This window comes from Verruconatronum alginivorum (assembly GCF_056590205.1).
The window spans coordinates 3,779,428-3,799,869 of record NZ_JBWPVQ010000001.1; the positions used below are offsets into that span (position 1 = coordinate 3,779,428).

Annotated in this window: 17 protein-coding genes; 5 read left to right on the forward strand and 12 right to left on the reverse strand. The window is 58.6% G+C overall.

Annotated features, from left to right (window positions below; genetic code table 11):
- The first annotated feature begins 16 nt into the window (after positions 1–16).
- The 3 genes from ACWUI2_RS13510 (at position 17) to ACWUI2_RS13520 (ending at position 3,101) form a co-directional block, all read left to right on the forward strand.
- The gene (locus ACWUI2_RS13510) at positions 17–1,063 is read left to right on the forward strand and encodes a YeeE/YedE family protein (RefSeq protein WP_486983379.1); all 1,047 of its coding nucleotides are present in this window, start codon (positions 17–19) and stop codon (positions 1,061–1,063) included.
- Positions 1,064–1,125: 62 nt separating this feature from the next.
- Positions 1,126–1,917: a thiosulfate oxidation carrier complex protein SoxZ gene (gene soxZ / locus ACWUI2_RS13515; protein ID WP_486983380.1), complete on the forward strand. Its 792-nt coding sequence runs from the start codon at positions 1,126–1,128 to the stop codon at positions 1,915–1,917.
- 152 nt (positions 1,918–2,069) lie between these two features.
- Positions 2,070–3,101, forward strand: coding sequence for a cysteine synthase A (locus ACWUI2_RS13520; protein WP_486983381.1), 1,032 nt, complete (start codon positions 2,070–2,072; stop codon positions 3,099–3,101).
- 46 nt (positions 3,102–3,147) lie between these two features.
- Here the strand turns inward: ACWUI2_RS13520 and ACWUI2_RS13525 are convergent, their stop codons facing one another.
- The 5 genes from ACWUI2_RS13525 to ACWUI2_RS13545 all read right to left on the reverse strand — a co-directional run bounded on the left by ACWUI2_RS13525 (position 3,148) and on the right by ACWUI2_RS13545 (position 8,724).
- Positions 3,148–4,626: a TonB-dependent receptor gene (locus ACWUI2_RS13525; RefSeq protein WP_486983382.1), complete on the reverse strand. Its 1,479-nt coding sequence runs from the start codon at positions 4,624–4,626 to the stop codon at positions 3,148–3,150.
- Positions 4,627–4,988: 362 nt separating this feature from the next.
- Positions 4,989–5,795 (reverse strand): response regulator, encoded by an 807-nt coding sequence (locus ACWUI2_RS13530; protein ID WP_486983383.1) that lies wholly within the window; start codon positions 5,793–5,795, stop codon positions 4,989–4,991.
- Positions 5,792–6,436 (reverse strand): response regulator, encoded by a 645-nt coding sequence (locus ACWUI2_RS13535; protein ID WP_486985065.1) that lies wholly within the window; start codon positions 6,434–6,436, stop codon positions 5,792–5,794. The genes ACWUI2_RS13530 and ACWUI2_RS13535 overlap by 4 nt, the downstream gene beginning before the upstream one ends.
- A gap of 288 nt (positions 6,437–6,724) precedes the next feature.
- Positions 6,725–8,008: a WcaI family glycosyltransferase gene (locus ACWUI2_RS13540; protein ID WP_486983384.1), complete on the reverse strand. Its 1,284-nt coding sequence runs from the start codon at positions 8,006–8,008 to the stop codon at positions 6,725–6,727.
- A 401-nt stretch (positions 8,009–8,409) separates the two neighbouring features.
- A complete protein-coding gene (locus ACWUI2_RS13545; protein WP_486983385.1) occupies positions 8,410–8,724 on the reverse strand; it encodes a septal ring lytic transglycosylase RlpA family protein in 315 nt (104 codons plus the stop codon).
- Between the two features lie 553 nt (positions 8,725–9,277).
- Here ACWUI2_RS13545 and ACWUI2_RS13550 point away from each other — a divergent pair.
- A complete protein-coding gene (locus ACWUI2_RS13550) occupies positions 9,278–11,962 on the forward strand; it encodes an endo-1,3-alpha-glucanase family glycosylhydrolase (RefSeq protein WP_486983386.1) in 2,685 nt (894 codons plus the stop codon).
- A gap of 39 nt (positions 11,963–12,001) precedes the next feature.
- On the forward strand, positions 12,002–12,274 hold the full coding sequence (locus tag ACWUI2_RS13555) for a GxxExxY protein (protein WP_486983387.1): 273 nt from the start codon (positions 12,002–12,004) through the stop codon (positions 12,272–12,274).
- Between the two features lie 30 nt (positions 12,275–12,304).
- On the opposite strand, the gene ACWUI2_RS13560 is transcribed toward ACWUI2_RS13555, so the two are convergent.
- Genes ACWUI2_RS13560 through ACWUI2_RS13590 form a run of 7 tightly spaced genes read right to left on the reverse strand, consistent with a single transcriptional unit; the run spans position 12,305 to position 20,442 of the window.
- Positions 12,305–13,585: a glycosyltransferase family 4 protein gene (locus ACWUI2_RS13560; RefSeq protein WP_486983388.1), complete on the reverse strand. Its 1,281-nt coding sequence runs from the start codon at positions 13,583–13,585 to the stop codon at positions 12,305–12,307.
- Positions 13,582–14,175, reverse strand: a complete 594-nt coding sequence (locus ACWUI2_RS13565; RefSeq protein WP_486983389.1) for a WcaF family extracellular polysaccharide biosynthesis acetyltransferase — start codon at positions 14,173–14,175, stop codon at positions 13,582–13,584. The genes ACWUI2_RS13560 and ACWUI2_RS13565 overlap by 4 nt, the downstream gene beginning before the upstream one ends.
- A complete protein-coding gene (locus tag ACWUI2_RS13570) occupies positions 14,156–15,340 on the reverse strand; it encodes a glycosyltransferase (protein ID WP_486983390.1) in 1,185 nt (394 codons plus the stop codon). The genes ACWUI2_RS13565 and ACWUI2_RS13570 overlap by 20 nt, the downstream gene beginning before the upstream one ends.
- Entirely contained in the window at positions 15,337–16,566 is a 1,230-nt protein-coding gene (locus tag ACWUI2_RS13575; RefSeq protein ID WP_486983391.1) for a glycosyltransferase family 4 protein, read from the reverse strand. Before ACWUI2_RS13575 ends, ACWUI2_RS13570 begins: the two co-directional genes overlap by 4 nt.
- 16 nt (positions 16,567–16,582) lie before the next feature.
- Positions 16,583–17,950 carry an O-antigen polymerase gene (locus ACWUI2_RS13580; RefSeq protein WP_486983392.1) on the reverse strand — a complete coding sequence of 456 codons (1,368 nt, stop codon included), beginning with the start codon at positions 17,948–17,950 and terminating at the stop codon, positions 16,583–16,585.
- A gap of 15 nt (positions 17,951–17,965) precedes the next feature.
- Positions 17,966–19,123 (reverse strand): glycosyltransferase family 4 protein, encoded by a 1,158-nt coding sequence (locus ACWUI2_RS13585; RefSeq protein WP_486983393.1) that lies wholly within the window; start codon positions 19,121–19,123, stop codon positions 17,966–17,968.
- A 50-nt stretch (positions 19,124–19,173) separates the two neighbouring features.
- Positions 19,174–20,442, reverse strand: coding sequence for a glycosyltransferase (locus tag ACWUI2_RS13590; RefSeq protein ID WP_486983394.1), 1,269 nt, complete (start codon positions 20,440–20,442; stop codon positions 19,174–19,176).

The following is a 20,442-nucleotide window of genomic DNA, read 5'->3' on the forward strand; positions in this document are numbered from 1 at the left end:
TTGCCGGCTTCGAGATATGGAACACACCGTAGTGGTATTATGGGCGGCGTTTGGCATCGGCTTGGTTTTCGGGGCGGTCGGCCAGCGGATCGAGTTCTGTTTTTCGGGAGGATTGCGTGAATGGTGGCGCGACAAGGATCCGCGACGGGCCGGGGCGGTTTTGTTGGCGATGGCGGTGGCCTTGGCCGGTTCGCAGGTTGTGGCGGCGTTGGGTTACGTCGATTTGTCGGAATCGATCTATATCCAGCCGGGGTTTTCCTGGTTGCTCGTTCCGGTGGGCGGTTTGGTTTTTGGATACGGGATGATCGTGGCCAGAGGGTGCGGCGCTCGGGCGTTGGTCCTGTTGCCCGACGGAAACTTGCGATCGCTGGTCGTCCTTCTTTGTCTCGGGATTTCGGCTTACGCCGCCCTGACGGGAGTTCTGGCGTCGTGGCGGTTGACGATCGCCGAGGCGACGATGGTTACGCCGGGGTTGCCGGTGGTTTCGGTGCCTGGGGTTCTGGAATCGTGGGGAATGCCATCGGGCGTAGGATGGATGCTGCCGACCATTCTCCTCGCGGGCGGGCTGTCGGTTTATGCCCTCGTCGGCCTGAAGTTGATCCGCCATCCCTGGCAGGCCGTGGGGGCGGGGGTGGTCGGGTTGACGATCCCGGCGGGTTGGGTGGTGACCGGACATTTGGGCGCGGATGATTTCGATCCGGTTCGGGTGGAAAGCCTGACGTTTGTGGCGCCGATCGGGGACTCGATCCAGTATCTGATGTTGTCGACGGGAACGCCGATGGTGTTTGGCGTGGCCGTGGTGGGCGGGGTTTTGCTCGGGTCGCTGGCGGTTTCGCTGTCGACGGGAGCGTTTGAGACCCGGAGTTTCGAACGACCGGGCGATATGGTACGATCGGCGGGCGGAGGCGTAATGATGGGGATCGGCGGCGCGTTGGCCCTGGGTTGTTCGGTCGGTCAGGGAATGAGCGGATTTTCGACGCTTGCGCTGCCGTCCTTTCTGGCGGTTGCGGCGATTTTCGCGGGGGCCTTTCTGGCGGTGCGCGGTCCCTTGCGGGTGTCATAAGGGGTTGCGCATTTCGCTCTCTGCTGTTCCTTTATCGGATGATGACGCGTTTTCTACCATTCATGAAACGAGCACTGCCGTGGGTAGTCGCGATTTTTACGTGCGCCGGTCTGTTGTCTTCGGGGGCGATGGGCCAGAGTCGCGCGCCGTGGGAGCGGATCGAAGTGGTCCGCGAGATGTTGAACGGGGATTCCCCCCGGACCGGACCGGTGCATCTCGAACTGCCGGCCGTCACGCAGGATGGAAGCGCGGTGAATCTGTCCGTGAGGGTGGATCATCCAATGGAGACGGACCATTACGTCGAATCGCTCTACCTGTTCGCCACGGGTAATCCGAATCCGGAGATCGCGGAGTTTCGGTTTTCGCCCATGGCGGGGAAGGCGTCGATCTCGACGAGAGTTCGCCTGGATGGATCGCAATCGGTTGTCGCTTTGGCCCGCACCAATCGCGGGGAATGGCTGGCGGGATCGCGCGATATCCGGGTGACGGTGAGCGGCTGCCTGAGTCAGGGGAGTTCGTTCGACGCGGCCGATTTCATGCGCGCCAGGGTGCGCGCGCCGAACCGGGTAGTGCGTGGTCAGCCGGTCGAGGTCCGCACGCTGATCAATCATCCGATGGAGACTGGATTGCGCAAAGGAAGCGACGGAGCGGTGATACCGGAGCGGATTCTCGAACGCTTCAGTGCTGAATTGAATGGAGAGGCGGTGGTAAGCGCCCGATTCCACCGGGCGCTGTCGGCCAATCCGTATTTGCTTTTCCATGTCGCTCCCGGACAGTTCGGAGAGATGAGTCTCGAATGGCAGGAAGACACCGGAGCGGTGGCGACGGAGCGAGTGGTGATCCCCCGGGCGTAATCCTTGGATACGGTTTGGGCCCGTCGGGATACCGGAAAACGGGGAGTGTGATGCCCCCGGGGAGTTCACGGGCCAGCCTGGACGCTTGACCTTTGGGGGCGTTGGCCGGAGCATGATCAGCTCTTCGACGACTAACCATTCGATTCAAACTTATGAAAGACTCTATCCGTCACGGATTCTGTGGAACCATTGGGAACACTCCGCTCATTCGATTGAACCACCTGTCGGAAGCGACCGGGTGTGAGATTCTCGGCAAGGCGGAATTCCTGAATCCGGGCGGTTCGGTGAAGGACAGGGCGGCGCTCGGATTGATCGAGGACGCCGAAGAGAGGGGTTTATTGAAACCGGGGGGCACCGTGGTCGAGGGAACGGCCGGAAACACGGGGATCGGTCTGACCTTGGTGGCTAATGCGAAAGGTTATAAGACAATCATCGTGATCCCCGACAACCAGTCGCAGGAGAAACTGGACTTATTGCGTGCGATGGGAGCGGAAGTCCGCCCCGTGCCGCCTGCCCCCTACCGGGAGGAAGGAAATTACAACAAGGTGGCCGCCCGACTGGCGGAGAGCATTCCGGGCGCGTTTTGGGCAAACCAGTTCGACAACACCGCCAACGCTCGAATTCATTATCGGACGACCGGCCCGGAAATATGGGAGCAAACCGGAGGAAAAGTGACCCATTTCGTTGCATCGATCGGTACGGGCGGGACCCTCAACGGGACTTCTCGATTCCTTAAAGAGAAGAATAAGAACATCAAGGTTGTGTGCGCGGATCCATATGGAGCCTCGATGTGGTCGTGGTTTAGCAACGGAAATTTGGATACAGATGACGGCGACTCGATCGCCGAAGGAATCGGACAGGGACGGGTAACTCGAAATGTCGAGGGAACGCCGGTCGACGAGGCTTACCGGATTCCCGATCGGTTGTTGATCGAGCTCGTCTACCATCTCCTGCATCAGGAAGGACTTTTTCTCGGGACCTCGTGCGGAATCAACGTGGCGGGGGCGTTGAAGGCGGCGTTGGTCGGAGGAAAAGGAAGTCGAGTGGTGACTGTCCTGTGTGATGGCGCGCAGCGTTACATGTCTCGGCTATTCAATCCGGCTTGGCTGAAGGAAAACGACCTCGTTCCTCTCGGGTGGTCGGTGGAGAGAATCCTCGAGGAGATTGACCGTATCGGCAAATGAACGAGCGTCCGGCCCCGCGGGTTTGAACCGGGCTGGAAAGACTCGGTCAGTTCGATTTGGAACCGTATCCAAAAAGTCGACGCTCCTTGACCAGGCGGGCGACTTCCGGGGGCACCATCTTCTCCCAGTCGCTTTTTCCTTGTCGAATCTGTTCGAGAATCTGGGGCGAAGAGAGTTCAGGCAGATTCGGGTCGAAGTCTTCGATTGAGACGATGCCCTCGTTGCATTTCAGGTGTTCGTAAAGGTGTCGAATGTGCGGGAAGACTTGAAGATTCTCGGCGGTGACGAATTCATCGGGTTCAAGATCCTGCGGGGCCGGGCTTCGCTTTTCCCCCATGGCTTCCTGGAGTGTGATGTGTTGTTCCAAAACATATCTGCGCATTGGATACACGTAAAGGCGGACGGTGTTGCGGAAGAGGCGGCCGAAACTCTCCAGGATTCCCCCTTCGAGTTGTTCGTAGTATTTTTCATCGAGGACCTCGACCAGGTTGTTGATGCCGAGGACGATACCAACCATCGCCTTGGTGTAGCGCCGGAAGTAACTGGCGAGACGGTAATACTCGGGATAATCGGATATGAGGACGTTGAAACCGAGGGCGCAGAGGATGTCGACCCGGGCGAGGAAGTCGGCGGGGTCGACGCCGCCGGCGGTGAGAAGATTTCGCATGGTGATTTCCATCAGCACCACGGTTTGGTCGCCTTGGACCTCCGGTTCTTCGGAAAACTGTTTGAGCCCCCGATGAAGCATGTCGAGGTTGATATGGGTGACCGGCCGAAAGCTGCCGCGTTCGACGAAAACGGCCTTTTTGTAAAGCACTTCGGAAGGTTGGACCACTTCGCCGCCGGAGGAAAACATGACCGCCCGGGTCAGGCCTTGTTGGATCAGTTGGAGGCTGACAATCCGGTTGTCGACTTCGGCGAACGCGGGTCCGTCGAATCGAATCAGGTCGACCTCGATTCGATTCGGGGTGAGGTTGTCCATGAGCGAACCGATGAGTCGGGCGGGTTCGGTCTGGAAGTAGAATGCGCCGTAGATGAGGTTGATGCCGATAATGCCCAGGGCGTGTTGTTGCTGGATGTTTTCTGGATCGAGCAGGCGGACGTGGATAACGATGTCGCTCGGTTTTCCCATCGGTTCGGCTTGGAAGCGGATGCCAAGCCAACCGTGGCATTCGTGGGTCCCGCGATAGCTCTTGGCGGCGACGGTGTTGGCGAAGGCGAAAAAGGTGGAGGATTCGCCGCGGGTTTCGGCCAAACGTTCGTGAAGCAATCTGTATTCGTATTCGAGCATCCGGCAGAGGCGGTCCTCGGAGACGTAACGTCCGGACTTGCCGTAAATCTCGTCGCTGAACTTCATGTCATAGGCCGAGATCGATTTGGCGATGGTTCCGGCCGACCCCCCGGCTTGGAAGAAGTGGCGAGCGGTTTCCTGGCCGGCTCCAATCTCGGCCAGTGTTCCGTATTTCAAGCTGTCGAGATTGATCGTGAGCGCCTTGCGGTTGGTCGTGAGAAGTTGGTTTTCCATGGATCCAAGTGTGCCTGAATGACGGGTAAGTGAATGGTGCGACGTTTCTTCGGTCGCCCAATACCCGAGATTACGGTAAAGGAACCGGTGAGGATGGCAACCGTCTTTGCGCCGGGGCGAAATATGCGCTGCCCGTCCGGGGTTAGGAGTGACGCGTTTCGACCGCCGTTGTTTTGCCGGGCGAAGGGTGGGGGGACGTTCTCCGTGGCCGGGGGCTCCCGGGAGCGACGCACGTCAGCCGCACTTCACTTCAGTCGTCGACGTGGGGCGGTCGGAGTTCGTTCCCTTGTTCCGGCGGTCTACGGCTGAAGCACGAATTTTGAAGGACGAAGTTCCTTTGGGGAGCAACTCGGGTCAGCGTTTCAGGAAAAATCGCCCTCGTAATAGGCCCAATGGAAGGCGCAGGTCACCAGGGCGGCCATGCTTTTCAACCCAAGTTTTCGTCGAATGCGGCTCAGAATGGCACTTAAGGTTTTCGGGCTGATGGACAGTTCCTGTTGGATCCTGTCGCGGGAAAGGCCATCGCCGAGAAATTGGAAAACCTGAAGTTCCCGATTGCTCAATGAATTGACGATCGATCCATTCAGATAGTCGTTGGAGCGATCTTCCCGGGCGACCCGATCCTCCCGCTCGATACGTTGTTTTACCCGTTCCGATAAATAGGTTTCACCGGCGAGGATGCGCCGGATCGCGGTGGCGAGTTCGGCGGGCTGCGCCTCTTTCATCAGGTATCCTGCCGCGCCGGCCTGGAGGGCGCGGCGGGCGAAGATGACCTCCTCGTGATAGGCATAGGCCAAAACCGGAATCGTCGGATAGAGGCGCCGGAGCCGTTTCAAGTGGGAGAATTCGAACGGCCCGGTGATCGACAGTTCGAAGACGATGATGTTCGGTTGACATTCGGCCAACGATCCGAAGGCCTCCTGGGGGGTCTTGGCTGAGCCGACCACCAGGATGTCGGATTGGGCCCTGAGAAACGAACTGGTCCCCAGAATCATCAAGGGATGATTCTGCATCAGGAAGACATGGGCCGACGAAGGTCGGCTCGTGTCCCGTGGGATCGGGAAGTTTTGAATGATTCCCGTCGTTTCTTTCACGTCATGACGACAAAGTGCGGAGCTGGCGCGCGCGGTGATTGTCGATGGAACATCTTCGTCTTCGGCGGTGATCATGAAACCTGATGCTCAACCCATTGGACGCAGAACTTGATCAGTTCCGGACCGTTCTTCAATCCGAGTTTCTCCTTGATGTTCGCGCGGTGCGATTCGACCGTCTTGACGCTCACGTGGAGGTGGGCGGCAATTTCGCGGGTGGTTCGGCCTTCACCGATCAATTGGGTGACCTCCAGTTCGCGGTCGCTGAGGCGATCGACGGGGGAGCCATGCGGATTGGCCCCGCCATTGACGATCTGATGCAACATTTGCACGCCCACCTTTTCGCTGACGTAGATGTCGCCCTTCAGGATCCGACGGATCGCGAGAAGAACCTTGTCGGGGGCCTCCTGTTTCATGACATAGGCCAAAGCCCCCGCGCGGAGCGCCCGTTGGGCGTATACTCCCTCTTCGTGCATTGAAAGCACCAGAATGGGAAGGTCCGGATGGAGGGACTTGATGTTCTTGATCAGTTCGATCCCGTTGTAGCCGCGCAACGAAATGTCGACGGTGACAACGTCCGGTTTGGCCATGTCGATCCCCTTCAGGGCGTCGGGCGCATCCTCGGCTTCGCCGCAGATGTGCATATCGGCCTCCTTATTGATCAGTTGGGCGATTCCCGTCCGCACCAAAGGATGATCATCGACCAGGAAAACCTGGATTTGACCTCGGGACCCCTTGGTCTGAGTTTTCGTGGAATCAGAACCTCTGCTATAGGTTGGTGGATTATTAACGAGCATTTGTTGGCTTGTATTTAAATGGGAAATATGGTCCGGCAGAACCTGGATTTGTAATGAACGGACAAGAAGGTGTCCACCTAAAAAACTTCGGTGTGAACAACTAATTCTCGCCGTTTGGCTCATCGCAAACGATTCATTAGATCATATTTCCCCCGGTTATTATCTATAAGGAAATCCAGTATATTTTAGTTAGTGGAATCCATTAATTCTCTAATCAGTTGGGTGGGCCAGCATGTTTACGGACCGTGGTGATCCGCTGAATCTGGCTTCCAGGTGTTGGAGAAAATTCTCCAATACGTTTTTTCGTGAGAATGGTTGGATCCATCGTGATCCTGCTGTCGCCATGGCGGTGAGTTCGCTGGGGTTGGAGGCGAGGGCGGTGATGGCTCGGGCGAGCGCGGTGGGATCTCCGGGGCGGACATTGCGCCCGAAATTCCCTTCATTGACTGAATTGGCCAAGTCGCTGTCGTCGTCGGCGACGGTCACCACGGGGCGTGCGGCGGAGAGGATTGTGATGAGCTTGCTGGGGAAAAACAAGGATCCACCGCCTTTTTGTTGGGTGACGAGGCAAAGGTCGGCATCCTGCAGCATCGCCTTGAAAATCGGTTCTGGTTGAAGTGGCAGAAGGCGGACCGGGAGATTTTCGGCCTCGATCCGGGTCTGCAATTCCTCTTTGGCCGCGCCTTCGCCCGCGATGACGAATACCACCTTGGGGCTTTTCGCCGTTGAATCCAGTTCCTTGGCTGCGTCGAGGAGGATATCGAGACCTTGTTTCTTGCCGAGATTTCCCGAATAGAGGACGAGAAATTCGTCCGGGGCCAGTCCATGGGCCTGACGGAAGGCGCCGTGTGGCAGATTCTCTGCGGTCGGCGTCGCAGGGGAGCGCTGGATAATCCAATTGGGAAAGAGATACTGCTGTTCCTCGGGGACGCCCTTTTTCGAAAACATCTTCAACATGCCGCGGGTGATTCCGCTGATGGCTGAGGCGCCGCGGAAGGCGAAACGTTCGAGTTGGTAGAGAATGGCGGTGAGCGGACCAGGTTTGATCAACCCCAAGGCGAGCGCGGCGTCGGGTTGCATGTCCTGGACGTGAAATTGGTAAGGGCAACGCTTCAGGAGGCAGCCGAGCCAGGCGGCGGCACCGAGCAACAAGGGCGGACTCACGACCAAGGCTACGTCGGGGCGGGGACTTGAAAGAAAACGCCAGAACGAGGTGAAGACGAAACTGGCCTCATGGACCATCCGCTTCCATGCGTTGGGCCGACGGGGGACGTAGAGCCAGCAGCGGAGGATCTCCACGCCGTTCCGCCACTCCCGGCGATAGGGGAGGCCCCGCGCATCTTCCGGCTTACGCCATTGCGGGTAGTAGGGGAAACCGGTGACCGCCCGAACTTCATGACCGCGCTCGCTGCAATACTCGGCGAGGTCGGTATTATAAGGTCCTATGCCAGTCGGCTCTGGTGCGTAATTGATTCCCCAAATAGTGATTTTCATGTGCGTCTTCAGTTGGAGAACGAGCCTTCAATCAGGTGGTTCCCGACACTGACGCTGCGGATAATAGCAAACCGGAATAGGACAAACTATCCTGAATCGGATGGTCCGGAAGTAGTGCATTCCCTTAAGAGTATGGAATCCAGATTCTGGATACAAATGAGGAACCTTTTGGCGGGAGGCGACTTCGGACGAATTAGGGGATGGGGGAACCCGGCAAAGTTGGGTGGGGAACGAGGGTGGGGAATGGTAAGAAATCGTGGATCATGCAGGCCGGGGGCGCGAAATCGGAGGGCGGTCTTCCGGTCCACCGGGACCAGGAGCCTTCGCGACGGCGGGTGGCAGGGGTGCCATCCCTACCGATGACGCGGCAGCTCACTCACCCTCGAAAACCGGTTTCACACTCACTCGTCTGCCACCGGTCGGACTTCGACCTGGACCAAGCCATGGTCGAGATCCGCGATTTTCTCGAAGCTGGCCTGGGAGAGGTCGATCAGACGCCCCAGTCGTCGGTTGGGGCCCCGGTCGTTGATCCGGACGATCACGCTGGCGCCGTTGTTGAGGTTGGTCACCTCCAGTTCCGTTCCCAGTGGATGGAACCAGGAGGCGGCGGTTAATGCCGCCGGGTCAAACGGCTCCCCGGAGGCGGTGGGGCGACCTTCGAGTTCGGGTCCGTACCAGCTGGCGATTCCGATGAGGGCGGTGAGGAAATAGATCATAGAGGGAAGTTGGTTGGAGAGTTTGTTGGCGGCCGGGTGAGGTGGCCGATGGTTGATGAGGCCAAGTTTACGTGAGAGGACGTTTCCCGCCCATCGGGTGAGCGCTTGCGCGCAGGGGGGTGTTTTCGTGGCCGGGTCGTCAGCGGATCTATTGAAGAGGGGTTGGGCGAACCCCCAGTGGCGGAAGATCGGGGGGCACCGCTGTCCCCACATGATTTCCATCGGGATGGGTGGAGGGGGTTGGTGCGGGCTTTTCGGGGCGGGGTGATTGCCTCGGCTGATTTTCGGGGAAATTGGGCAAAAAAAGTTCCGGACAATCCAATTGACGGATAATCAGTTGGATAAGGTCGAAAAACGCGGAATTTCGCTCGGGATTTTTAATGGAATGACTTGATAATTCGGCATCTTTTTTCCCATTGGAGGCATGGGGATTTGTTGCAACTCGAGCGTAGGGGAAACCATCAGGCCGCCGGTCGTGATTCGACTGAAGCGGGGTGGCAGGCGCCCGGCCCATACGGTGGTGAGTTTCACCTAGTCGATCATGTTCCCGACAATGGCTTCCCACCGACAAAGTTGCGAAAATGGCCGGCCCGGACGACGGGATCCGCGGTCGATTTCCCTGGCGGCGGTGTTCGCTTTGGTTTTTCTCATCGGGCCGATCCCGGCGATGGCGGAATCAGCCGAGGAGGAACCGGAAGAAGTAGCGAACATCGCTGGCGACCGGGAAAAGAAGGTCTTCGTCCACCACATGGGGAGCATGAATGTCGGTCGTGGGGCGATGGCTTGGCATACTCGGAATCCTGATCTGGGTCATCCAACGATCTCCAACGGCGGAGATTATCGGGCCCTTCCTTTGGCTCCCTACGACCTTTACAACCTGACTTTGGAGGAGTCGGCCGACCTGCAGATCCGCCGAGCGATGCGGATCGGTATCGATGGATTCGCGGTCAACGCGTGGGCGGGCGACAATGAGGCCAAGGAGTTCCTGGCCGCGCTCTTCAAAGTTGCCGAGGAAAACGATTACCCGTTTGAAATCAGTATCTGTCCCGATCCCAATACGATACCTCAACCGAACGGTCTCACGGAGGCGATCGCGGATACGATCATCCATCTGCTCGAGCATCATGGCGACAGTCCCAAATTGGCCCGTCGTGACGGCAAACCGATTATTTTCGGGTATCAGTCCGCTTTTCTTTGGGTCCACTACCTGGAGCAGCTCTACAATGGCGACCGCCACCAAGTCGACATCGCCCGGACGACCCCGGAAGGGTGGGCCTTGGTGGGGGACGCTTATGCGAACCTTGAAGCGATCGTCGGGCAGGAGCTTTATTTCCAATTCGACCTCGGCTCCTTTTACCACGGTCTCCAAACCGTCTGGGAACCTCAAAACGGAAACGTGCTGGCGGCGGCGGTGATCGCCCAACATCTCCCGGCGGTGACCGAGTTTCTTCCCAGCATGCAGGTCGGAGAGATCGGACCCTTGGTGACGGCGGCGGGAGCCGAGTGGGGGCAGCCGGTTTACTTAAATTACGACAACCCGCGGATCAATTGGACCCATGGGGGACCCGGGACCGACGAGCTTCGTCTACGCTGGCAGCAGGCGCGCGACAGCGGGGCCACCCTTCTGCAATTGACGACCTGGAACGATTACCACGAAAACACCAACATCTCGCCGGGCACGACCACCCACTACGCCTATTACGATCTGATGGGCTACTTTATCCGTTGGTGGAAAACCGGTGAGCAACCCGAGCCGGACCGCGACCGGGTTTACATTTTTTCTCGGAAATATCCCGGGGGATTGACATCGTATCCGTTTAATAAATACAATGAGAGCGAAGGGGTAATCGAAGTGTTGACCATTCTTCCGGAACCGGCGTTCGTCCGGGTTCCGGGCCGGGGCGATTATTATGCTCCCGCCGGACTTTTTACGCGGCAATTTCCCGTGACTCCCGGTCCGGTGGAGGTCGAACTTATCCGGAACGATTCGGTCAAACTCCACTTGGAACTCCCGGAGCCGATTACCATTCGTCCGTTCCGCCAGGACAACGGTATCACCGCGATTTCCAGCGAATGTTGGCGCCATTGGAAGAAGGATTTTGGCGACGCGCCGATGGAGCTGCACGCGGAATATGGGGATGTCGATGGAGACGGCCTTCCCAACTGGTTTGAGATGTATTGGTTCGGGCATTTCGGCGACTATTCAACAGCCACAATAGCCGATCCGAACGCCGACGTGAACGGCGATGGATTTACCAATCGCGAAGCTTACCTCTTGCGCCGGAGTCCGGTCGCTCCCCCCGGCACGCAACCCATTCAGTCAAAGCCAGAGGAGCGGGGCCCCTTCCATGGGGTGCCGATGACAATCCCCGGCCGGATCCCGGCGGCGTTTTTCGACCGTGGAGGGCAGGGTATCGCCTATTTCGATACAAGTTTCTTTAACGAGGGTGGAGGGTTGCGTTTCCAGGAATACGTCGACCTTGAAGCGACGACCGATGAAGGCGGAGGCTACAACGTCGGCTGGATCGCTCCCGGGGAATGGCTCTTATACACGGTCGACGTGGAGGTGGCCGGGTTCTATGACCTCCACCTACGCGCGGCCGCCACGCAGGACGGATGTTATCTGCAGATCGATTTCGATGGGGGGGAGCATATCCGCTTCGATCTCCCGAACACGGGAGGATGGCAGATGTGGGAGACGGTAACCGTCCCTGGGGTCTTCTTGAAGGCAGGAAAGCAGACGATGCGGGTGGTCGCCGGCACCGCGGGCTTCAACATCAATTATGTCGAAGCTGAATTCATTTCCGGCTTATCGCCGCTCTCTTACGAGGAGTGGCGGGCGGCGGCTTTTACGCCGACCGAGTTACTCAATCCGATGGTGAGCGGCGATACGGCGGACGCCACCGGGAATGGAATCCCCAACCTGTTGCAATACGCCCTCAACAAGGACGCCCGGGAGACCTCCCGGAAAGGTTTGCCTCGCCTGGGCACGATGGCGATCAACGGCCGGAGCTACTTGACGCTTACCTTCTCGCGGCCGGCCGGGGTGAAAGGAGTGGTTTACCGCGTGGAGGTGAGCGGCGATTTGACCGATTGGAACAGCGGCGAGAACCACGTGATCCCGGTCTCCCGGACGGTGCAGGGGGGAGCGGAAAGAATCGTGGTGCGCGACGCCAAGCCGGTCGACGTATCCACCAACCGGATTATGCGTCTGCGGGTCAAGCTTGCCGCCGATTAATGGGGCATCGAACAATCTCAACTGGAAAGGACAACTTAAATGGAAAACAAGAAAACGTCGTCGGACAAAAAGGTCGGTCTCGCCCTTCAGGTGAACCGCAAGCCGGGTGCCGGCATGATGGAGCAAACGTGCGAATACGGTTTTATCGGAGAGCTAAACTCCGATAAAATGATTTACGACACCCAGGTCAAAATGCCGATCGCCGGCAAAACTCGCCAAGTCAAACAGAACTACCGGGTCGACTTCGTTCTCAGCGGGAAAATGATTGTCGAGCTAAAGGGAATGCTCCCTCCGCCGAGACTCCATTCCTAAACGGAAACGCCCCCCGGCCCCAGGTGTCACTCAGATCGGGGTTTCAAGTTTTTGCGAGCGCGCCACCATTGATCCCGGGATCTCGCGGAGGTTGTCGCGCAAGGCGTCCAACGAAAACCGGTCATCGACCCGGCTCTCTCCCGCCATTGCCTCGAGTCGGTCCGGGTGGGCGACAAAGCCCTGCAAAATCTCGCTTAATTTCTCGCCGGTCAACGGGTCCAGAACGACACCATTGCGACCATCTTCGACGACGTCCCCGCAATGACGACTGGCGACAATTGGCAGGCGATACGCCTGGGCCTCGAGTTGGGTCAAGGCGAAGCCATCGGACAGGGTCGGGAGGAGAAAGACGTCCGCCTCCTTGTAATATCGAACAGTTTGCGAACGGGAAACCGCCCCTTTCCACGTCACGTTGGGCAGCGAAGCGTAGGGTTCCGGGATCTTAACGTCGGAGGGGCCGATCATCCAGAATTCGACCGGCGCGTCCCGAAGGCGGTCCATTGCCTCCAGGACCAAAGCAAGACCTTTTCTCAGGTTGACCTGGCCGAGGAAGAGCGCTCGCAACGGACGGTCGCGGTCGAACCGATCCGGGATGGAACGTTCGATAGTTCCGCGAGGTGGGTTTTCGTAAGCCAATGGAATGATTCGGACCCGATCGACCGGGAGGCCGCTCTCCTGCAAGGCCCGTTTGCTCCAGGATGAGTTGACCAGGATGAGGTCGGCGAGCTCCATCTCTTTCTCCCATTCCCGCCAATAACGGACGGGAGCCCTTTTCCAACTGGTCTTGAGTTCCGGGTGCCGGGCGACCTCCGCCGCGACGATGTTCTCTTCCCGCACCGCCGGATCGATCTGGCCGAGCAGGGTGGTCCATCCGAGATCCTTGAAGAAGCGGAACAATTCCCCGGCGGCGTAACTGTAGGCGAAGAAGATTCCCGGTGGCCCGTTGCGCAACTCGGCGAGGTAATAACGTCGCAACAACCGGATCAATTCGCGTTGGAACCAGTAGTTGCGCCGCATGATGGTCTCCCAGGCCGGCCATCGGCGCTGTTTGGCATGGACATCGAAGCGGATCCGTCCGAATCCGAGATCTTCGATCCGGGCGTCGGCGAGGTCGGGATGGCGGCGCTCGGCCAGCTTTTTGATACCCTGGACGGGCCAACTGTTCAACGTTTCGGGCCGTCGCGACCAGAAGTCGGTTAACAAGAGGGAGAGCGCTCCCTCCCGATGCAGCACGCGCGGAATGGCATAGTGCTCCCGCGAACCGAGCTGACAGCAAATCCATTTGGTGCCATCCATGTTTTCGAATTTCATTTTTTCCAGCGCGGCCGGATCGGCACGCACGGGTTGCCTGAGCAGATCATGCTTCTCGGCAGGTTTTGAGTGATGATGGAGCCGGCGGTGGCGACTGCCTCCGGGCCGACCGTGACCCCGGGACTCACGAACGTTTGAGCTCCGATCCAGCATCCCGGCATCAAGTCGATCGGAGCGTTTCTGTATTTGAAAGTTGGATCTCTGAAATCGTGATTACCGGTGCACAGGAAGGCACGCTGGGAAACGCACACATGACTGCCGATCCTCACGGGTTCGAAATTGAGAATGAAGGCCTCCTCGCCGATCCAAACATGATCGCCGAGGGAAAGCTTCCATGGGAAATGAATGTTCACCCGCGGCTTGATGACCGCTCCCCGGCCAATCGTTGCTCCGAACATCCGGAGCAATCTGGTCTTTAGGGTGTTCGGCCATGGCAGGGCGGAAAGAAAGAAAAAAGTCTTCACCAAATACCAGGCAACCTCGACCGGTTTGGATCGGCCGCGGTCAAGCCCCGTCGATCCGTTGAAGCGATCGAGACGGACTCGGGTTTCCGAGGGCACGGAACGGGTGTTATCGGCAATGGTGTTCACAGGCGTCCAGAATTGTTCGGGAGATCGCCTCCCAAGTGTAGCGCTTTTTCACCAAGGTAAAGGCGGCTTCCCCTCGTTGACGAAGTTGCACCGAGTCGGCGGATAACGCTTGGTCGAGCGCCCGGGTGACGGATTCGGGAGACGGATCGCATTCGAATCCCCCGCCGTCGGCGGCGAGTTCGGGGAAGTTACAGGGCCGGGAGGCGAGGACCGGAACCCGGCAGGCCATCGCTTCAAGAATGGCGACGGAGAAGCCTTCGGAATAGGAGGTAAGCGCGAATAGGTCGGCGGATTTCAGCAAGGCGATCTTCTTCGCGCCGGTCACGACACCGGGGAAACTGACGCAGTCGTTTAAACCGTGTTCCCGGACGACTTGTTTGAGCTCCGCCAAGTGACCGTTCTCATCGGGACCGGCGAGGATGAGTTCCCAGTCCCGCCTTTGGCGGGGAAGGGCGGCCCAACTTTTGAGCAATAGTGCGATCCCCTTCTTGGGATGGAGGCGGCCGAGGAAAAGGAGGCGTCGCCGTCCTTTGGGCAGCGGCTTGATGGAGGCGTCGGTGAACGGATCGAGGCGGATGCCATTGGGGGCGACCACGATCGGCGCGCGGATTCCCTGGGCTTTGATCTGATCGGCTTCCTTGCCCGTCAAGGCCCGCCAGAGCCGGGCGGCTTTGAAGTTGCTGTTCTCGAAGAGGAGGTGGGCGATCCGTTTTTTCCAGGGAGAACGCTCCAGGATCCATGGTTCGAAGAAACCATGGGGATGGTAGATCAACGGTTTCCGGCGAAGCCGCGCCTTGCTTCCGAAGATCCAGTTCGTGGATACATAAAAGCCGTGTCCGTGGATCACGTCGGATTGATCGAGGAGTTGGTCCGCTTCGCGCCAGAGGCCGGGAGAGAAGAACGCTTTATCGGGACCGGTCCGCAGGTATTCCCGGGTGCCCGGCAAAAGATTCGGGGCGTTGTCTCCGCTGGTGGCGACCAACTGCGATTCGGAAGCGGCGTGGATGAATGCTTCATGCAATTCGAACGCCGCCCGACCGAGTCCGCCGCCTTGGAGTGCTTCCAGAGATTGGACAAAATGGAGATGACGGAGCAGGCGGGTGTGGCCGGAGCGTGTGGCCGCCGGACGCCAGGCGGACGCTGAATGGAGGCATCTTGAGGTCATGTTGGAGAAATCGGCGAGAGGTTCAGGTTCGCGACAAGATGAGGAGCGGCGGCCGAGGCGGCCTGGAGGGCTCCGGTGGCGAAGCGTTCGCACCCCCAATCGCGGATGATTTCGCGGGATCGTTTTCCCATTTGCCGCGCGGTCTCGACATCGGCGAGAGTCGTGAGGGCTTCGGCCAGTTGTTCGACCGAGTCGGGATCGAATGTGAAACCATTTTGCCCCGGTTTGACCAAATCAGCGGCGCACCCGGCGGTGCGGGAAACGATGACCGGCAGGGAACAGGCCATTGCTTCGTTGACCACCAGCCCCCATTCCTCGTAGGCGCTCGGTAGGACGAAGGCGCTGGCTGTCGCGTAGAACGAAGGGTTCTCCTCGATCTGGCGGAAACCGTAGAAGTGGACGCCCGGGGGAGTGGATGCCGTGGTATTGTCCGGCGATTGGTTTGCCGGGTGGTCGAAGATGGGGAGATTGTTGCGCTCGCACGTTCGCCGGAGCGTCGACTCCACCTCGCCGGATCCGACGAAGACGAGGTGGTGGGGATCGTTGGGGTGTTTTCGGCGGAAGGCGGCGAAGGCATCGACCAGAACCGGAAGATTCTTTTTTTCCACCATTCGTCCGAGGCTCAGAAAATAACGGTCGGGAAGCTGGAGACGCTCCCGGACCGGAGCCGGGTCGCGCCGAACTATCTCGGCGGCCTCCGCGAAATAGCGATTGTCGATCGCGTCGTATCCGGGAAACAATGTCGCCGGAACCATGCCGAGGTTGGTGAAATGTTCAATGTGCGGGGTGCCTCCGACAAAGCCGCCGTGAAACGATCGGACGATCCGGCGTTTAAGGCTCTTTTTCCACCCGGTGGCTCGCTGGGTGCCCGCATGGCTTTCGTTCATCATGATGATTCGAGCTCCCCGAAGCCGGGCCGTGAGGTTCGCGAATAGCGACCAATGCCAGTAGGAAGGGACGAAGACCACGTCGCAGCGTAAGCGCAGAAGAAGAGGCACCAGATGTCGGGTGAGCAGGAGCGGATTGAACTCGGTTTCCTTTTCGCCGACCTTGAGGTGATGGACCGCCGGGTGGCTCCGGGGTTTCTTCCAATCGTAAACGCCGCTGGAGGGGAAGAGCTCCAGTCCGTGAACATCGACCCCGGACGCCTTGCCCCGCTCGTGAAGAGCCCGGAAGCGGGCGTAATGATAGGGACCCCAATTGCCCCAGATGATCAAGATACGCATAGGAATTGAATCGGATTTACCCATCGATCCTGGTGGACGGATGGTTCGAATACGGTCCGGAAATGTATTCGGATTCCTCTTCCCATTCGTCGGCGGGATGCGCAACGGGCTCGGGGAAGAGATAGATCGCGAGGAATCTCCAGACGATGATCGGAAACAACGAAAAAAGAAGAAACTTGAAGATAGAGATGCCGCCATCGCGGAAGAATTGAACGATGACCGCGTTGAGAATGATGAACATGAAACCGTAATAGAGATTGTGTTGATTGCGGATGAACCAGTTGTAGGCGAGGCCGAGCAGACAACCGGCGACTGTCATCGTGATGAACACTCCGAGCCAACCGCCACTCATCCAGCCGTCGCCGACCAACGATGGGGTGAGGCCGAGAAAATTTCCGTAGTCGTTTAGATTGAAGAAGACGATGGGCGGCCCGACCGGCTTGTTCTTCCAGATCTGACGGGGAATCGGCTCGGTGAAAAGCTGAAGGTATTGGGTGCCGTAGGTGTAGGTGTCGGTTCGTTCCGGGACAACCGCCGTGATGTAGGTGAGGTAGTCGAAGTTGGCGAAGTCGAGGGTGTCGAAACGTTCGGCGAACGTCTCGGAAGTATCGAGGATGTCCCGGCTCTCCTCGACGTTGCCGGAAATCAGATTTTGGAAGTAGGTGCGGTCGAGCCCGAGGTTGGCGAACAGGATGAAAATCAGCGGCAATGGGAGGAGGAATTTCAGTGAGGGAATGTTCCGCCTTTTTTCCCATGTATGGCAGAGGACGACCGCGAAAATGGTCAGAATGATCGTCCAACGCCCCCATCCTTCGCTCGCCCGGTAGCCGAGGAAAAGGATGAGTGGCAGAAAGGCGTACCAGCGCCATCGTCCCATGACCGCGATGAAAATGGTGATGGGAATGAGGACTTGTTGAAGGTCGTTCAGATAACCGCTGGTTCCGGTCATGACGAAGACGCCGTCGATATGTTCGCCGTCCGGCGCGGCTTTGATCACGGAGAAGATCCCGAGAGGAGTGAGGAGGGCGACCATCGTCCAAAACGCTTTTCGGTCCGATGGAGTGAATTCTCGTTCGGCTTCGACGAATTTCGGGCCGCGTTCCCGTGTGGCGAGGGCGAAGCCCGTGCAAAAGAAGACCAGGCCGGCCGAGCTGAGATAGAGTGTGAACGACATCTCCGGTTCTGTTGGGAAGAAACCGATGTAGTTCCAGACCATGTCGAAATCGAAGGCGTAAATCAGTGTCGGGCGGATACAGAATACGATGGCGTGAAACGCGAGGTAGACGGTGGTCGGATGGAAGATGGTCAGTTGGCCGCGAGCCCACATCACGAAGACGACGATGGCGAAAATCGCCCATTGGATCAGGATGTCGGAGAATAGCATCGGATGATCGTCTGATTACGCGGCGGCCAGGGGTCGGAGGATTTCGCGGACCTTGGCTCCGGCGGTTTCCCAGTTGAGTCGGTGTCGAAATTCGGAGGCGGAGGAGCGGGCGAGGTCGACGTATTCCTGGGGGTGGCGGAAGAGGTTTTCCACATACCGGGCGTAGTCGACCGGAGCCGCCGCCGGGGTGAAGAGACGGCCATTGATGTCATTGCGCACGACGGTTGGGATCCCGCCGACCTCCCGGGCGAGACAAGGAACCCCATAGGCGTTGGCTTCGCAATAGACCAAGCCGTAACATTCGGCGATCGACGGCACGATCAGGAAGTGGGATTCGGCGAGAAGCCGTTCGAGTTGGGCCGCGTCATCCTCGGAGTCTTTGCTGAGAAAACCCTCGCAACGGACGAAATCGGGTTGGCGGCGATTGTGAAACGGATTGCAACCGACAACAGTCAATTCGGTGGGCAACCCGATCTGGTTCAATTCGCGGGCGACCGCCACCGCGGTGTCCCCTCCTTTGCGTTCCCAGTCGATTCCAATGAAAAGCAGTTTGCAATAACGGGTCGATCTGCGGTGGATGGTCTCCGTGACCTCATCGGGCGAGGGAGGGTGGTCGAGATTCGCTCCGAACGGAACGACGTGGACCTTTTGCGGGTCGGCTCCATAGTCGCGCACCGCGCTTTGGGCGGCCCAATCCGACGAGAAAATAACGGCACCCGCCCGATCGATGGCGAGTTGTTCGATGGTGTGACCGGCTCGGATGGTCTCGGCGGAAAGATTGGAATATTCGGGGTAAAAGTCGAACAGGCAGGCGTGGGTGGCATCGGACCAAAACGCGGTTGGTTTGTCGGTTTCGAGAAAGGCGATCGGGATGGTCCCGGGGCTGAAAATGAGCTCGGCGTCGGCCTCCTCGCGAAGCTTCTGATCGACCGTGGCCGCGAAATGCCGGGCAACGCTCAAATCGTGACCGGAGTGATACCGGCGATGGAGCACGTGATTATAAATGAATCCTTTCGCCTTCAGAATCGGCCAGCGGGCCCGGGGACGCGCCAGTGGTCCGATGAAGTCGAGGTCGAATCCTTGCCGAGTCAGGGCTTGGGCCATGAAGCTGCCGGTCCCCGACCAATTGCCGACATCGAGCGGGTCGTAATCCGTGACGTATCCGATTTTCATCGCCGGGAATGGATTAACCAGGAATGGGAACGCGTGGGCATAAATCGGATTCAATGAGAATCAATGACAGACTTCACGGTTCGTTCCCCTTGATAGAATTCGGCTAATTGGCGGGCGATGCGAAGCCAGGAAAATCGTTCGTAGAGTGTTTCCGTGGATACGCGGAAATCTGGTCCCTTGACTTGAAGTTCGCGGACGGTTTCCCGAAAACCATCGAGCCACCCTGGCAGATCGGCTTCGCAGGTGAAGATTCCGTCCAACTGGTCGGTGAGACGAGCGGCCTCGCCAATCCGGCTACAGAGCACCGGCGTCCCTCCCGCGAGATGATCGGTCAATTTGTAGGGGAGGCGATAATGATTGAAATCGCTCCGTCGCATCGGAACCAGACCGAGGTCGAGGGAGGGGTTGAAGCGGGCGAATTTTGCCGCCGGCAACGCACCCAGGTAATCGACCCGGTGGGCGATTTCAGGGAAGTCTTGTAACCGATGTGAGGGATCGCGTCCGGTAATCGCCAAACGAAGATTGGGAAATTCATCGCCGAATTGGCGAATCGCCTCCAGACACCAGTCGATTTCGCCCGACCAACCCATCAAGCCGACGTAAAACGCATCGGGTTTCAACCCGAGGACCGAGCGGCATTCAGCCTTGTCCTTTAGCGGGACGGGCCAGACCCCATTGTAAATCACTCGGCTGTCGGGTGCTCCACGCTCTGTCGCCAGCCGGGCGAGCGGATGACTGACCGCCGTGGTGAGTTGGCTCGCGCCGGGAAGTTTTCTTTCCAGGCGTCCCACGCACCAGGCGGTCCATCGGGCTTGAAGAGTCCGGGGGCTCTTCAGGCCGAACTCGTCGTTGATCCAGAAGTCATCCCAGTCGTAGACAAAAAGGCCGGGGCGGCGTTTCTTCAACCAGAGCCACGGGAGGGCGGCGGTTGGGAACGGTTGGAACAGATGATAGACGTCGGCGGGTTCGATCCGGGTGAGCAAGCGGCGAAGAATGTTCGCCGGATTGGTCGGGGGAAGAATCCAGCGGTTGCCTGGCACCGTGGGCGAGAGCACGTAGGCGACGCCGTCTCGCAGTTCGGTTGATTTCCGTATCCGATTTGTCGAGCATTGAGAATAGACCGTCACGTCGTGCCCGAGTTGACGAAGCGCGCAGGCCAGATTGTGGGATCGGAAATAGGTTCCGGTTCGGCGATCCTCGGGAGCGAGGAAAGCTATCCGCAGGCGGCTCCGCGGGTACGGTTCGAGGTGGCTTGACTGCCCGCCCGAAGGAGCCTGGAACGAGAACATCGGCAAGAGAAGATGCGAACGTTTTAGCAT